This window comes from Desulfobacula sp. (assembly GCF_021107415.1).
Map to the genome: position 1 here is coordinate 1 of NZ_JAIOSW010000403.1, position 15,220 is coordinate 15,220.

8 protein-coding genes and 2 rRNA genes are annotated in these 15,220 nt (G+C 39.1%); 4 read left to right on the plus strand and 6 right to left on the minus strand.

Going from position 1 to position 15,220, the window contains the following annotated elements:
• Window positions 1-82, plus strand: a 23S ribosomal RNA gene (locus K8S13_RS20425); the annotation flags it as partial.
• 217 nt (window positions 83-299) lie between these two features.
• Window positions 300-416 (plus strand): 5S ribosomal RNA (gene rrf / locus K8S13_RS20430).
• A 70-nt stretch (window positions 417-486) separates the two neighbouring features.
• On the opposite strand, the gene K8S13_RS20435 is transcribed toward rrf, so the two are convergent.
• The 4 genes from K8S13_RS20435 to K8S13_RS20450 form a co-directional block, all read right to left on the minus strand.
• Window positions 487-8,067, minus strand: coding sequence for a type I polyketide synthase (locus K8S13_RS20435; RefSeq protein WP_291465496.1), 7,581 nt, complete (start codon window positions 8,065-8,067; stop codon window positions 487-489).
• A gap of 118 nt (window positions 8,068-8,185) precedes the next feature.
• Window positions 8,186-9,772 (minus strand): PfaD family polyunsaturated fatty acid/polyketide biosynthesis protein, encoded by a 1,587-nt coding sequence (locus K8S13_RS20440; protein WP_291465498.1) that lies wholly within the window; start codon window positions 9,770-9,772, stop codon window positions 8,186-8,188.
• Between the two features lie 97 nt (window positions 9,773-9,869).
• On the minus strand, window positions 9,870-11,267 hold the full coding sequence (locus tag K8S13_RS20445; protein WP_291465499.1) for a HAMP domain-containing sensor histidine kinase: 1,398 nt from the start codon (window positions 11,265-11,267) through the stop codon (window positions 9,870-9,872).
• Window positions 11,264-11,968 (minus strand): response regulator, encoded by a 705-nt coding sequence (locus K8S13_RS20450; RefSeq protein WP_291465501.1) that lies wholly within the window; start codon window positions 11,966-11,968, stop codon window positions 11,264-11,266. The genes K8S13_RS20445 and K8S13_RS20450 overlap by 4 nt, the downstream gene beginning before the upstream one ends.
• A 152-nt stretch (window positions 11,969-12,120) precedes the next feature.
• Here K8S13_RS20450 and K8S13_RS20455 point away from each other — a divergent pair, with 152 nt between their 5' ends.
• Together K8S13_RS20455 and K8S13_RS25810 are read left to right on the plus strand one after the other, a co-directional pair.
• On the plus strand, window positions 12,121-12,633 hold the full coding sequence (locus K8S13_RS20455; protein ID WP_291465503.1) for a Spy/CpxP family protein refolding chaperone: 513 nt from the start codon (window positions 12,121-12,123) through the stop codon (window positions 12,631-12,633).
• 223 nt (window positions 12,634-12,856) lie between these two features.
• Window positions 12,857-12,985 (plus strand): hypothetical protein, encoded by a 129-nt coding sequence (locus tag K8S13_RS25810; RefSeq protein WP_367172782.1) that lies wholly within the window; start codon window positions 12,857-12,859, stop codon window positions 12,983-12,985.
• Between the two features lie 67 nt (window positions 12,986-13,052).
• Here the strand turns inward: K8S13_RS25810 and xerD are convergent, their stop codons facing one another.
• Window positions 13,053-13,970, minus strand: coding sequence for a site-specific tyrosine recombinase XerD (gene xerD, locus K8S13_RS20465; protein WP_367172783.1), 918 nt, complete (start codon window positions 13,968-13,970; stop codon window positions 13,053-13,055).
• Window positions 13,946-15,220 (minus strand): SUMF1/EgtB/PvdO family nonheme iron enzyme (locus tag K8S13_RS20470; protein ID WP_291465505.1); only part of this gene is annotated, 1,275 nt, incomplete at its 5' end. The genes K8S13_RS20470 and xerD, both read right to left, overlap by 25 nt.

The window sequence follows — 15,220 nt, forward strand, 5'->3', positions numbered from 1 at the left end:
ACTACAAGGTTGATAGGCCAGGTGTGTAAGCACAGTAATGTGTTCAGCTAACTGGTACTAATAGGTCGTGAGGCTTAGCCACTTCTTACCCCAATAACTTTAAACGCTTTAGTGCGGACATATTAAACAATATTTTCTACAACAATAATTGATAAAGTGTTGCCTGAGGAAGGTATGTTTTGAGACAGATCAAGGCAGACAAGGATTTTTACCGGAAGCATACTCATGTATTCTGAGGATAAAAATTTGAGGATAACGAAGATATGGCCAAAACAGGACTTTCTGAGGTAACACTTTGAACCGGTGACAATGGCAAAGAGGTCACACCCGTACCCATCTCGAACACGGAAGTTAAGCTCTTTAGCGTCGATGGTACTGCATGGGAGACTGTGTGGGAGAGTAGAACGTTGCCGGTTCATTTTTTACAAAAGGCCCTGAGTATGAAATGTCATGCTCAGGGCCTTTTGTGTTTTTAATATAGCTTTTTTATCTTCTTTCAGATATTTGTTTTATCTTTTTTGTTTGTTCTGATGGGTGAGCCTTATTGAAATCAAGACTGAAATCTTTCATTTCATAAATACAGATGTCATCAACCATAAGAGCGCCATCTGCTATAACAGAATAGGTATCATTTTCATGATTGACATCTTTTATGTGTGCATGGATTTCTATTTTTTTATTTGAAGGTATGATTTGGCCTCTGTAGATCCATTCATGGGTGTGGCCTTGTACCGTTTGGGTTTCATACTCACTTGCCGGGATATCAAATTTTTTAAGAAGAAAAAATCGGAGCATTTGAAGAAAGGATTCTACTCCCAGTGATCCAGGACAGACAGGGTCCTGATGAAAATGTGCCTTGAAAAACCATTCTGAAGGGTCAACCATTTTTACGGCTTTAACATACCCTTTTCCATAAAGACCGGCATCAAAGCTTAAGACTTCAATATTATCAATCATTCTCAGAGCCTTTGAAGGCATTCCATTGTTGCTATCGTGATTTTTGTCCTCGGGTGTTAAAGGAGCATCATTTTTGAACTGATAGCTTTTTATCTTTTCAAGATTCAGGTCAAGATCCGATTTGGATAATGAATACTCCTTAAATCGGCTGTTTCTGATACCGAGCTGATTTGAAAGGGCTTGTTGTGTAAAAAAACCAAAATTGGTTGTTCCCTTATATACCGCATTGCCATCCTTTAATACTTCTATATCATAGTCCTGAATAATCATACTGCCTGCTTTGGATACATCCGTCATCCGGTTTCTAATAGTGATGGTACCGCAATTATTGGATAAAGACTGAATCAGCGTGGCTTTGCCCCCCAGATTTCGAAAATGGAGTCTCTCGTCACTTTCAAGTGCGGAACCGGCATATGCAGCCAGCCAGCCGCAGGGTTGAAGTGCAATCTCAAGGAGGATGCAAAAGGGTAAGGTTTGGGTTCTGTTGGCGTTAAAATACCAGGCATCTTTTGGAATATCATATTGAGTTTCAATCCACCCGCCCGGTTTCATTTCCCATTGTGGATGATCTGCCTTAAGTACCCGGTCCATAAAGAAGTAAGGTGGTCTGGGAAGGCGTGCGATCTGCCTTTCTTGATCAAATATTTTATACTTATCTCCAAATGCTTCGGAAGGATTCCCCTGGGCAAATGCAAGAATGGATTCTTTTGAAAAAAGAGGTTTGTTTTTGAATTTTTCATTTAAAGACGGATCAGTAATCGCTTCAAATCCAGTGATACTGGCGACAACAATATTTTCTTCATTAAGAAAGGTAAAATAGCCTTTAATTTTGGTTTTACTTTCTTCATTTACCGTAAAGAGGATTCGAATATCGCCTTTTAATTTTTCAAAGGATGAATACAACCTTAAATTGGCGATAAAGCTTGGCAGGCAAACCTGTCCCATTCTCTCATGCGACCAGAGTATGGCAGCCTGGAAAGCCGCATCCAGCATCATTGGCTCAATACACCATTTTGAATGATAAGGATTTTTAAACCATTGATCAGGATTCGGTGCCAAACGTGTAATAATCTCAATACCTTTTTTAGAATATCCATTGATGGATTTAATGCCTTGCAAAGCCTTTCCATGAAAAAGAACATCAAGATAAGCCTGTTTTGCTGTTAAAGAATAGGGTTTTAATGCCATGAAAGCGGCTTTGGACAGCATGGGTGGTTTCGGTAGCCTATCTTTTAATATAACGGTACAACTTGAATGAATGAATGAATGTTTGCTGTCATTTCCGGAGGTGATATTGCTGAGAGTCTCATATTCATTTTCACCTGGTTTGCATTTTCCTATGTTTATATTAATACTTAAATTTTTATTTCCAGGTTTAATACCTTTTAAAAGCCGCATGTTGTCCATTCCGGCAAAAACAAGGCCTGGATTGTTTTTAATGGCTGCATGGGCGTGACAGTCCATTAATAATGCAAAAGGGACGACAGGTTCTCCTGCTATCTGATGGGAGGCTAAAACAGGTGTTGATGATAAACCTAAAGACAGGGTCATTGCTTTTGTAAGTTTCGGTTCTTTTGATTTTTTAGGTTTTAAAAGGTGTGCGCCAATGATTACTTCAGGACCATTTTTCTCTTTGCTTCCCATCTCTTTTAATAATTGTCTGGCTCCGGTCTTTAAAGGAATCAGTTCAATCCCTCTTTTTAGAAATTCTTTTTTCAAAGAGTAATCAACCATCCCGCCTTCCCATGGGCCCCAGTTGATAGACAGAAATTTACAGTCAGAGTTCTCTAATGCCAGTTTTTGAGCCGTCTTATTTAATATTTCATTTGCCATTGCATAGTCACATTGTCCCTTGTTTCCTGTACGGGCAGCAATGGAAGAAAACAAAACAAAATGTTTGAGTTTGTCCTGTTTCGACGCAGACAAGAGGGCTTCAAGTCCCTTGATTTTTGTTTCCAGCACATTGGTGAACTGATCAATATGTTTATCAATAATCAGCTTGTCTTCAAGGATACCTGCACCGTGAATGATTGCTGTTATAGGGTTGAACTCTTTTCGTATGGTTTTAAAAACTCTGTCAATTTCTTTTGAATCCCTTATATCTGCTGAGAAGTATCTAACCTTTGAGCCATTTTCATTCATCAATTGAATGTTTTTTTGGACTTCCCGGTTGGAGATGATTGTTTGATATATTTTTTCTATATCAGCGGGTTTTGGTGTCTGGCCTTTAAATTTATGGACGAGTATGGCTTTTTTAAGTATGCCAGGGTCGTTATGAATGTTTTTAACCCATTCAGGTTCTGAAGATGGAGCTTCTGATCTGCCGATAAGAATAATGGTGGGGGAATATTTTTTTGCTATTTCTATAGCACATGCTGCAGTAACACCTTTGGCACCACCTGTAATGACGACTACATCATCAGGTGAAAGGTCAACATTGCCATAGTTCAGGTCCTGATCAATTAAAGTTGGGATATTACAGCTGTCTCCATCCAGGCCCATTTCGACAGAGCCATGGGTCATCATTAAAGAGACTGCAGCTTCAGCATTTTCCATACATTTTTCTTTGGAATCAGGCATGTCCAATGCCCTGATTAGAACATTTTTCCACTCAAGACTGGCTGTCTTTGCAAGGCCTGCAAGTCCCCCGTATATTGGATCACTATTGAAAGCCTTGCCTGAAAATCCAAATCCCCCGCCTAGAAAGGAGACGGTTGTTAAAAATGCACCTTTTTGGGAACCGGAATCCATGAGATAACCGGCATTCTTTTTTACCAGCAGGAATGCGGATTTCAAAAAATTTATGGAAGTGTCCGCATTATTTTTACTAAAAGAATCCGGTACCAGAACAAGACCTGCTGCATCGGGCAAGTCTGGAATATTTTCTTTGCTGATATCAATCAGGTCTGCATCTATTCCTAATTTTTCAAATTCCGTTTTAAACCGGTTGGCTATATCCGAGCTGTCTTTAGTAATGTAGACTTTTTTGTTAGGCGCTATCTCAATTTTAGCGCCATTATAGAACCGGATCTGATTGGTTGGATATTCCTGTAAAGAAACAACCTGCCGTGTCAGTTTTTTATCTAAGCGAATATCATTTGATTCTTTTGGATTTGATTCTGCCTGATTTGACTCTTTTGGGAGTTCAATATTGGACTCTGGTAATTTTTTTTTAGCTTCAACAATTGTTTTTTGATCACTTTTTGTCAGATATGTAATGATCTCTTCAATGGTTTTCAGATTTGCAATGTCATCGGAAGAAATGGTCTCAATATGATCCAGTTCCTGCTCAAGTTTTGAAAGAATTTCCACCCGTTTAATGGAATCAATTCCCAGATCTGATTCAAGATTCATGGAAGGTTCGAGCATCTCTACAGGAAAGCCGGTTAATTCACTTATGGTATTAAGCAGTACTGTTGAAACGGCTTGATAAGAGTCTATACTGTCAGTGGAGTCAATGTCCGCTTCAGCAGCAGTGGTTACAATGACAGGGACTGTTTCATTTTGTATGGCATTACTAATATTTTTCAAGGTCCTTACAGAACCGATACTTTCAGTAGTTAAGCCTTCACAGGAAGGGATTTGCTTTTCAAGTTCTGAAATAATCTCCACTTTTTTAATTGAATCAATACCAAGATCGGATTCAATGTCCATATCGGATTCCAGCATTTCAACAGGGAAACCTGTCAACTTGCTTACGATTTCAAAGAGGATTTGTTCAGTTTGAGCATCGAAATTATTATTTTCAGACTCAGCAGGCAGGTCTGTTTCAACTATTTGTGGTGTATCTATTTGAATATCAGGTTCAAGTTCTTGAGTGACGTTGTGATTGGAAGAAGGTTGAGAAATTACAATGTCATCATTTTCCCGATGGACAGGTTCAGGACTGGGTTCCGCCATTGCAGGCGGGGGGGCAGAATGTATAATAGATGTATTAGCGGCAAGATTTCGGGTTTGGTCCATCATGCTCGCAAGGGTTTTACTTGCCTGGGCCTGTGTATCGAGAAATTTCTCATGAGCCCGGGCAGTTTGCGTTTGAAGCTGCTGCATGGCTTCAAGCCCTTTTTGAACCATTCTCATGGCTTCATAAGCTGGTAGAGTAAGATTGCTGTTGTCATTTCTTGGTGTTTTTGGTCTTTGTGTGTCTTGAGATGTCATATCAGATCCTTTTAAAATCGACCTGTTTTCATTAATTATTTGTTTTTGTGATGGTTCCGGTTTTGATTTTGGAATGCTGCAGTTGTTTTCCGGTTTAGGATTAGCACCTGAAAGTTGTATTCTCATTTTTTTTGTCTCAGGCTTTTTTGCTGCATCTTCCCACTGGGTAAGATCAACAGCAAATCCCTTTGAGGCGATCATGCACAATACATGGGCAAGATCTTCAATGCCTGATTTTTTTCCTGAAGATGCGTCAAGAGAAACCGCTGTAATATCATTCTCTCGTAAAACTGGTTTTATAAGGCCTGTTAAAACAGCCTTGGGACCGACTTCTATAAAAACAGATACGTCTCTATCAAGCATACCCTCAATATTTTCAACAAAATTAACCGGGTTTATCAATTGGTTTCCAAGGATCTTTTTGATTTCAGCTTCTTTTTTAATATAAGGTTTTCCTGTGGTGTTTGAGAGGACGTCAATAGATGTAGGGGAGAATGCTTTTGAGGATAAATTTTCTCTAAAAGGCGTTACGGCATTTTGAACAAGTTTGCTGTGAAATGCTGCAGCAACAGGAAGTTTAACAGCTCTAAGCTTTTTTTGTTTGCATATCTTTTTTGCACGAAGAATTTCCTTAGTTGAGCCGGATAGAACCCCCTGGTTTTTATTGTTTCTATTTGCCAGGATTAAATCAAGCGTTTCTTCTTTTATCAGTACCTCAATATCTTCCAAAGAGGCTTGAACAGCAAGCATACTACCCGAATCACCATCCTGGTTGGACCCGGCATTCGCCATATGTTTGCCCCGTTCAACAGCAAGCTTAAGAAAAGAGTCTTCATCCATCCAGTCGGCTGAACAAAGGGCTGATAATTCTCCAAAACTGTGACCACAGGTTGTTTCAGGTTGTATGCCAAATCTTTTTAACACTTTAATCATGGCAAGGGATATTGCACCTATCGCGGGCTGGGCAATGTCAGTTTGGCGAAGGTCTTCTTCCGAGTTTGTTTTTGTCTGCAAATGGGGTGGAGAGGGGAATATATATTCATTTAAAGGTTTATATCCTGATGCAGTGTTGCTTTCTTTGGAAAAGATATCTGCTGCCAGTTCTATCGTTTCTAAAGCTTCAGGAAATACAGAAACAAGATCTTTTCCCATGCCGGTGTACTGGCTTCCCTGGCCTGGAAATAAAAAGCCGAGTTTCCCTGATTTTCCCCCGGGTTTTGTGACAGATGAAAAATAGATATTTGGTTGTGATCTGTCTGTATCAATGCTTATTTTGGCATTATTTAGATTTTTTTGAATATTGTCATCTCTTTTATGAACAATCAGCAGTCTGAAATCATGGCTGACTGAAAAGTTCTGCCTTGATTCATAGGACTTCCAGGCGATGGTCTGCCTTTCTTCCTGAACGTCTCTTATTTCATTTAAATCTGTTTGAAACGCATGGAGTTTGTCTAAGAGTTCATCCTTTGTATCAGCTGAAAAGGCAATGATTTGTATAGCCCCATCCCAGGAAACATGAGATTTTGAAGGAGTGTATTCTTCCAAAATCACATGGAAATTGCTTCCGCCAAAACCAAATGCACTGACACCGGATCTTCTGGGATGACCCGATGATTCTACGGGTGTTTTCGATACCCATGGTTTAGATTCAGGGTTTAAATAAAACGAAGAATTGTTGATATCGAGTTCCGGGTCAGGTTCCAAAGCTTTTAACGTAGGGGGAAGGACCTTGTTGTAAAGGCAGAGAGCAGTCTTTATAATCCCTGCAGCCCCTGCAGCAGCCTTGGTATGGCCGATCATGGATTTAACCGAACTAATGGTGGTTTGATTCTTTTCAGAAGATTGCTCAAAGCATTCTTTTAATGCGTCAAACTCCACTTTATCGCCAACCCGTGTACCGGTTCCATGGGCTTCCACGAGTTCAACAGTGGAAGGGTCAATACCTGCCTCGTGGTAAGCTTCGTTTAATGCTTTAAGTTGTCCTTTTGAATTCGGGGCATAAATGGCAGAGGTTCTGCCATCGCTTGAAGTGCCGATTCCTTTAATAACGGCATAAATTCTGTCATTATCCTTTTGAGCATCTTCAAGACGTTTTAAAACCAGCATCCCGATACCTTCACCCAGGACGGTACCGTCTGCATCTTTTGAAAATGGTTTTGCATCACTGGTGTGTGACAAAACTCCGGTTTTTGCAAAGCACATGTGCATGAAAATATCATTCAAAGTATCCACACCACCGGTAACGGACATATCGCATTTTCTGGAAACAAGTTCCATAACCGCCGTATGAATGGCAGACAAAGAACTTGCACAGGCAGCATCTGTCACTGTATTTGTTCCGGAAAGGTTTAAACGGTTTGCGATTCTACCGGCAACAACATTGCCAAGAAGGCCTGGAAATGAGTTCTCCTGCCATTGGACATAATCGCCTTGTATTCTTTGAATGACTTCGTCTTTTTTTTCATCATTGATTCCGGAATCTTCCAAAGCTTTTTTCCAGATAGGATGTCCAAGCCGTGCACCCAAAGGAATAACCAGCTCCTGGGTTCCGGTAACCCCTAAAATGACATTGACCTTTTTTTGTTCAAGAACAGGATGATTCATCGGGTATCCGGCATCTTCAAGGGCCATTCTTGCTACTTCAAGTCCCAAAAGCTGGGATGTGTCCGTGGCGTCTATATTATTGGGCGGGATACCGTAACTTACAGGGTCAAAGGTGATAGCAGGAAGAAAACCACCCTTTTTGCAATAGATATGATCAGGTGTGGAGGGGTCTTGATCAAAATAGTCTTTTAATTTCCAATGGGTATCATCCGGAATATCAACAATCGCATCAATGCCGTTAAACAGAAGATGCCAATATTCTTTTAAGTTACTGGATTTTGGGAAGATACATCCCATACCGATGATGGCAACGCAATTTGCTTGGTATTTATTATTTTTTTTGCTCATAATTAAAAATTTTGAATCTAAATTAAAAATTAAATATTGTAGACAATATACTATTTTAAGGCAGGGGAATCATCCAATTGATCAGGATTTGACAAAAGTTTTACATTGAAAGGGATGGCTAAAGAAAGGTGGAAATTTCCTTTTTTCCCAGGGGCTTAAATAGACTTGCATCCATTGGCAGTTCGATCCCCTGGGTTCTTAAAATAGATGCCCTGATGCATATACAGGCACCGAACATGAGATTTAAAGCGATTTCATCGGTTTTGCGATTTTCATGGGCTTCAAGAAAACTGCCTTTCACCCACTGGTTAAAGGCACCAATAGCGGGTCCGCACCAGATCTGATAATCCATTTTTCTTTGGGGAATGCCCTGGATGGCCCATTTTGATGAAAGGCCGAGATAGGATCTGAAAACAAGGGCCATTTTATGTTTTGGATCATTTTGAGCTCTTTTAATTTCTTTGATATTTCCGGTTTTATGGAAAAAGTCTTTTGTAGAGTCCCATGCCTCTTCAAAAGTTGCCTGTAAAAATTTATCCTGGATCTCCTGCTTTGATTTTTCATCAATTTCATCAAAACTATTGTGAGATTTATAAAATTTATAAAGTTTATCAGCTCTTACAGGAAACATGGTCCCCCGTTTTAAAACCTGGACCTTTGCACCGATCTCAAACATATCTGCTGCAGGTGCCATGGTCACATCTGCCTGCTCAGCCTGACATAGCATCTTTTTAACATCTTCGCAGATTCCGGCTTCAACACAGGATTGATTGATTGATCCAGTGAGTATATAGGCTGCTCCCATTGAAAAGGCGGCAGCTGCTGATTGTGGGGTGGCAATCCCCCCTGCAAGCCCAACGCACAGAGGTTCCTTATAATTGTATGTTTCCATGAATTCATTTTTTAATGCCATCATGGTCGGTAATAGAGCCAGGGCCGGTCGGTTGTCCGTATGTCCGCCCGAGTCTGCTTCTGCCGTCAGATCCTGGGCCATGGGAATATATTGGGACAGCTTGGCCTCCTGATTTGTAATCAAGTCTTTTTCAAGGAGGATATTCACCAGTTTCTCCGGTGGTGGCGAAAAGAATTGTCGTGCAATTTCAATCCTCGATACTTTCGCGATGATATGATTAGGCGTAACAATATGTCCTTTATCGTTTTTATAAATTCCTTTAATTCGATAGTATACAAGGGCAGGGGTCATGCGCATGAATGCTGCTGCACTGATAAGCTTGATCTTATATTTTAAATAAAGGTCAACCGTAGCCATTTCATGGGCTGGATCACCCAGAGAATGAATCAGGTTAAAGCCAAATGGTTTGTCTTTCAGGGTGTTTGTAAGCTCGATAATATTTTTTTCAATTTTTTCAAGGCTAAGGCCACCCGCACCCAAAAAGCCAATCATTCCATTCTCTGCCATGGTTTTTACCATGGTCGCAGACGTAATTCCATTGGCCATTGCTCCGGCAATATACGGATATTTTAAAGAATGCCGTTTCTTAAATTTCTCATCACCCAGGTTTTCAAGCCGGACAGCCGGAACAAATGCCTTGATACGATGAAGAGTATTTTCTTTAAAAGCATTGATGAAAAAATCATTATCTTTAGTTACAAAATGAAGCCCGTCATCATTCTGAATAACAAAAATAGACTTATTCACCTGCATGAGCAGCTTTTTCAATGGTATTGGATGTTCACCAGACATTTTTTATTCTTTCCGTATTAAATTTGAGCAAAAAGCTTCTAATTGCTGATTTTACAAAATAGCAGCCATATCTAATACCATAAAAGGAATTTAAGAATCAATATGGAATTTTTTGATTTGAAAATTGTACTTCAAAGGTTAGACCTGTCTGGCTGTTTTCCGCAATAATCTTGCCATTACATAGTTTGAGTTGTTTTTTTACAATGCTTAATCCCAGGCCTGATCCTGGATTTTTATTGTTTTTTATTCTGTAAAACGGTTCAAAAAGATTTTCTAATTCCCGGGGATCAAGTTTTCGATAGGTATTTGTTATCTTGAAGGTTAAGATAGCATCTTCTGGTTTAAATGCCGTGATCTGTATGGTACCGCTATTTTTTGTGTATTTTATGGCATTGTCAATAAGGTTGGAAAGTATAGAGGTAACGATATTTTTATCCGTGTTGAGGATGAGCACACCGTTAATATCCTTTTGGAGTATCAGATTTTTTTGTTTTAAGGATAGTTCATACTTTTTTTCCAGGTCTGTCAAAAGCAGTTTAAAGTCTAATTGTTCTACAGACAGGGGAGATTCCTGAAGGTCCATTTTTGACAATTTTAAAATTTTATCAATCAAATCATCCAGGATATCAATGTCCTGATCAATATTTTGCAGATACCGTCTGATATTTTTGTCACCGATTGGATTAAGTTTGTCCAGAATCAATTCTTTTGATACCCTGATTCGGGTTAGAGGGCTTCGAAGTTCATGGGAGATATTGGTCGTAAGTTCTTTGTTGCCCTGTATCATTTTTTCAAGCTTGTCAGCCATGAGATTAAATGAGTTTCCTAGCTCCGCAATTTCATCGTGGCCCTTGATATCGGTTCTGCAGCTTAAGTTTCCGTCTGCAAATTCAAGAGAGGACTGGTTTAATTGTTTGATTCTATTGGTTATGATTTTTGTTAACGGAACAATAAGAATAGCAATAATAATGCCGATGGATAAGAGTCCGAAAAGAAAGATTGCTTCAGGTTTTTTTTCATGTCCCGTGTGAAGATAAATATGTAATGTGTGAATTTTTCTATCAGCCTCAATGGGTATTTGTGCATAGTATTTTAAATGTCTTCTGGATAGATGATACAGTTTTATGCCATCTTTTAAAACGTCATGCTTTTTAAGTTTTTTTACCGGGATATCAATGGGTGTGGGAAATGTCTTTATCAATATAGTTTTATCCGGTGCGGTCACCCATATTTTGATATTAAAAAGATCAGAGAATGTATAAAGCAATTTTTTGATTTCATTGTTTTGGGATAGGGGGATCAAAGGTGTTTTATCGATTTTTTCCTGGGCCACTTCCTTGAGAATTAAAAGTTTAGCAATGGATTGCTTGTCAATATAATGCCTGAAAGAGCGCCCTGCTGTACTAATAAACAGGCCAAGAATCAGGATTTCCGTGATAAAAAGAACCCCTAAAAAGGATAGGAGCAGTTTGATATAGAGGCTTTTAAATTTCATAAAGATTCCACAAACATATATCCTGTTCCCCAGATGGTTTTAATTTTTCTGGGTAAAGACGGATCTGTTTCTATCTTAGATCTTAATTTGCTGATGTGAATATCAATACTTCTGTCAAATGCCATAAAATTCTTTCCCTGCGCCATGGTCATTATCTGATCGCGGCTAAGAACCCTGTTGGGGTTTTTCATTAATACTTCAAGTATTTTAAACTCAGTCGTTGAAAGATCAACAATTGTTCCATTTACTTTAATGGTGTGGGCAGCTCTGTTAAGTATAAGGCCACCCGCTTGAATAACAAGGTCATTATTTTGACTGTTATTTGAAGGCTGCTGGGCGATTCCACGACGAAGTATGGCTTTGATCCTTGCCAAAAGCTCTCTTGGATTAAAGGGTTTGGGAAGGTAGTCATCTGCGCCCAGTTCGAGTCCAACAATTCTGTCTGTTTCATCACCTTTGGCCGTCAGCATGATTATGGGAAGATCATGATGGGCTCTGATTTCTCTTAAGACTTCCAGGCCGTCTTTACCCGGCATCATATAATCAAGAATAATCAAATCAGGTGTTCTATACTTTATTTCATTTAGGGCATTCAGGCCGTCAAGAATATAAGATATTTCAAATTGATTCCCCCCAAGATACTCTGAAAGTAATTCAACAAGTTTTATATCATCATCGATAATCAGAATTTTTTTTGTCATGGAAATATCCTTTTTAATCTCTTTTACAATGAATTTACATTTTTTTACAAGTTGGAAATATTTGATTTACAATTATCCATTATCATTGACTCATCCTTAAAAAGGATTGGAAATAGAATTTATCATTAAATTTATTATTTAGGAGAATGAAAATGACAAAAAAGAAAAAAGTAACTTTAATTGTAAGTATTACCATCTTGGCAATGGTGATTTCCGGTTTTGGTTTTGTGATGATTACAGGGGCCTGTGGATTTAATTCGGCTCATGGGCACAGGTTTCATAAAAGAGGAATGCCGTCGTTTATACAAAAAGAAATCGGCAGTTTTATCCTCTGGCGCATGGATAAAGGGATTGAAACCCTTGATTTATCCGATACACAGCAGGAATTGTATGATGGGTTTCGTACCCGGGTACAGGAAACTATGGAAAAAGGTCTGGAAACGCGGATGGAATTCAAAAAACAGGCTCTGCTGGAGTTTGAAAAAGAGACCCCTGACCTTTCAGTTATGGCGGTAAAGATCCAGTCCCATGTGGAAATGATGTCATCGTCGTTATCAGAGAATTTAACTTTATTCACCAATTTTTATAATAGTCTTGATAGTGATCAGCAAAGAATGATTACTCAGAAAATTAAAGAAAAAATAGAAGATCATAAAAAATTATAAATTTTGTAAAGAAAGGTAAATATAAAATGAAACAGATGACAAGAAGGCAATTCATTGTAAATAGTTCCATGGCTGTGGGCGGGCTGATCGGGACCAGTGCAATACAAAGGGAGCACAAGAAGTTGCCAGAAGCTATTTTAATCCCGTACTAAAAGCAGTTCCAAAAGTTAAACCCAAAGAGATACAGGCCTTTGCGGGCCAGCTTGATTACAGCAAATTGAATATGATGTTTAAAATGGTTATGAAATCCAAGATGAAGAAAAAAGGGGTTTCGGAAGGAGATTTCAGGAATTTTGAAAAAATAGAATCCTGGGCTGAAAAAACGGCCTGGCCATTGCTGACAATCAGCTAATATGGATTAATTCATGAATTTATTTTTAACACTTTCCGGGTAAGTTCTTTGAAAATTAAATATTGGATTAATTTCTCGGGTGATATTTTTGATGCATCTTTATCAAGTATTCCCTTGAAATGTGGGTATATATTTGTGTGGTTGATATGTCTGAATGACCCAGCATGGTTTGAACAGATCTTAAATCAGCACCGCCTTCAAGCAAATGAGTTGCAAACGAATGCCTTAATGTATGGGGCATGATATTTTTTGATATATTGGCAAGGAGGGCATATTTTTTGATGATTTTCCAGAAAGATTGACGGGTCATGGGGTTGCCGGCCCTTGCAACAAAGAGATATGGCGTTGAAATGTTTTTTAAAAGAAAGGGTCTGCCCTCCTTGATCCATTTTTGTGTGATTGATCTTGCCTGGGAACCAATGGGGACGATTCGCTCTTTGGAACCTTTTCCCATCACTCTTACAAAGTTTGCATCAAGGTTAATGTCCTGCAGGCATAGCGAGATAAGTTCAGATACCCTTAAGCCTGCTCCGTACATGATTTCCATCATTGCTGAATTCCTCAGTTCCCGGGGTTTCCTGATATCCGGGGCTTCAAGAAGATCTGCAACCTCTTTGACCGTCATGATTTTTGGAAGTGCCAAACCGATTTTAGGAATATCAACATTTTTCACAGGGTTTTTCGTCACTTCTTTTTCACTGATTAAGAATTTATATAATCCCCGGATAGCAATCAGATGCCTGGCCCTGGATTTGGCTGAAAGCCCCTTTTTGGTGAGGTCGATAAGCCAGGCAAGAATGACTGTAATATCTACATCATTTAAATTAAGAACATTGTTTTTTTCAAGAAAAGTGATGTATTGGGCCAGATCTGTTGAATAGGATGCCACACTGTTATCGGACAATCCTTTTTCGATGATAAGAAAATCGAGATATCTTTGAGTTAATTCATCCATATTATTTATAGAAAAATTTCGGAAATACATCGAAACCCTATGGTATTTGATGTAAATCCGGGTTTGAACAAAGCTCTTGAACTGATGGTTGCATCATCTTTGGCATTCCGGGCAGCACCTTTTGCAACGCAGTATTTGACGGGTTTTTTTGATTTGATTGGCGGAGTTTCCAGGTCAGAGGTCCACTCCAAAATATTACCCAGCATGTCGATAATTTTAAATTCGTTTGCAAAAGCATCATATTCGTCTACTGCACTGGTGTCGGATAGTCCACTTTGCTCAATATTTATCGCCTTGGAATTAAATTCATTACCCCAGGGATATTTATATCCCATATCTGTTCTGGCTGCTGATTCCCATTCTGCTTCGGTGGGGATTCGTCTTCCGATCCAGGAGGCAAATGCAATGGCATCATCCACACTGACCTGGACCACCGGATGATTCCTTTTTTCGTGAAGACTTGAGCCCGGGCCAAAAGGCTTATGCCAGCAGGCACCTTTTATGTCTTCTGAGCCGGCACTCTTATTCCAGGTTGAGCCTGTTGCATTTTTTCTAAACCTTGAAGAATATACTCTGCCATAGCCCAGTTTTTCTGCGGTCGTGATATAGCCGGTCTCCTCGATGAAGATTTCAAACAAGGAATTGGTAACCGGATAAATGCTGATATAAACTTCAGGCATGTCAAATTGCTGTAATTCAAGGCTGGATTTGATACTTTTTTTTGTACCGATAGTATATTTCCCCTCAGGGACTATGACATATTTATTATATTTTTTTTCTCTTTCACCTAATGTTTCATCAAAATGTTCTGCAAGTTCTTTTTTTGTTCTAAACTCTTCTAAAGCTTTGAGTTCATCCTCATCAAGTTCCTTTATTTCTTCTAATTCTTCGTCTTCGTCAAATTCAAGTTCCTCGACATCTTCATCAAGGTCATCTATCTCTTCAAGAGTTTCATCTTCATCGATACTGTCTATTCCCGGGCCATCTATTCCGTCAAGGGTTTGGTCTTCACCAAGGCCTTCAATTTCTTCAAGTTCCTCATCATCTTCAATTTCTTCAAGTTCATTATCTTCAATATCAATTTCTTCAGAGTCCTCATCAAGTTCATCAACATCTTCTAACTCTTCATCCTTATCAATCTCTATTTCTTCAATGTCCTCATCGATTTCAATTTCCTGGATGTCCTCGTCAAGTTCCTCTATTTCTTCCAATTCTTCGTCTTCATCAAGTTCAAGTTCCTCGACATCTTCATCAAGGTCATCTATCTCTTCAAGAGTTTC

Coding starts and splice junctions, on each gene's coding strand:
- K8S13_RS20435 (WP_291465496.1), bottom strand. CDS start 8,067: ATGAGCAAAAAAAATAATAAATACCAAGCAAATTGCGTTGCCATCATC.
- K8S13_RS20440 (WP_291465498.1), bottom strand. CDS start 9,772: ATGTCTGGTGAACATCCAATACCATTGAAAAAGCTGCTCATGCAGGTG.
- K8S13_RS20445 (WP_291465499.1), bottom strand. CDS start 11,267: ATGAAATTTAAAAGCCTCTATATCAAACTGCTCCTATCCTTTTTAGGG.
- K8S13_RS20450 (WP_291465501.1), bottom strand. CDS start 11,968: ATGACAAAAAAAATTCTGATTATCGATGATGATATAAAACTTGTTGAA.
- K8S13_RS20455 (WP_291465503.1), top strand. CDS start 12,121: ATGACAAAAAAGAAAAAAGTAACTTTAATTGTAAGTATTACCATCTTG.
- K8S13_RS25810 (WP_367172782.1), top strand. CDS start 12,857: ATGATGTTTAAAATGGTTATGAAATCCAAGATGAAGAAAAAAGGGGTT.
- xerD (WP_367172783.1), bottom strand. CDS start 13,970: ATGTATTTCCGAAATTTTTCTATAAATAATATGGATGAATTAACTCAA.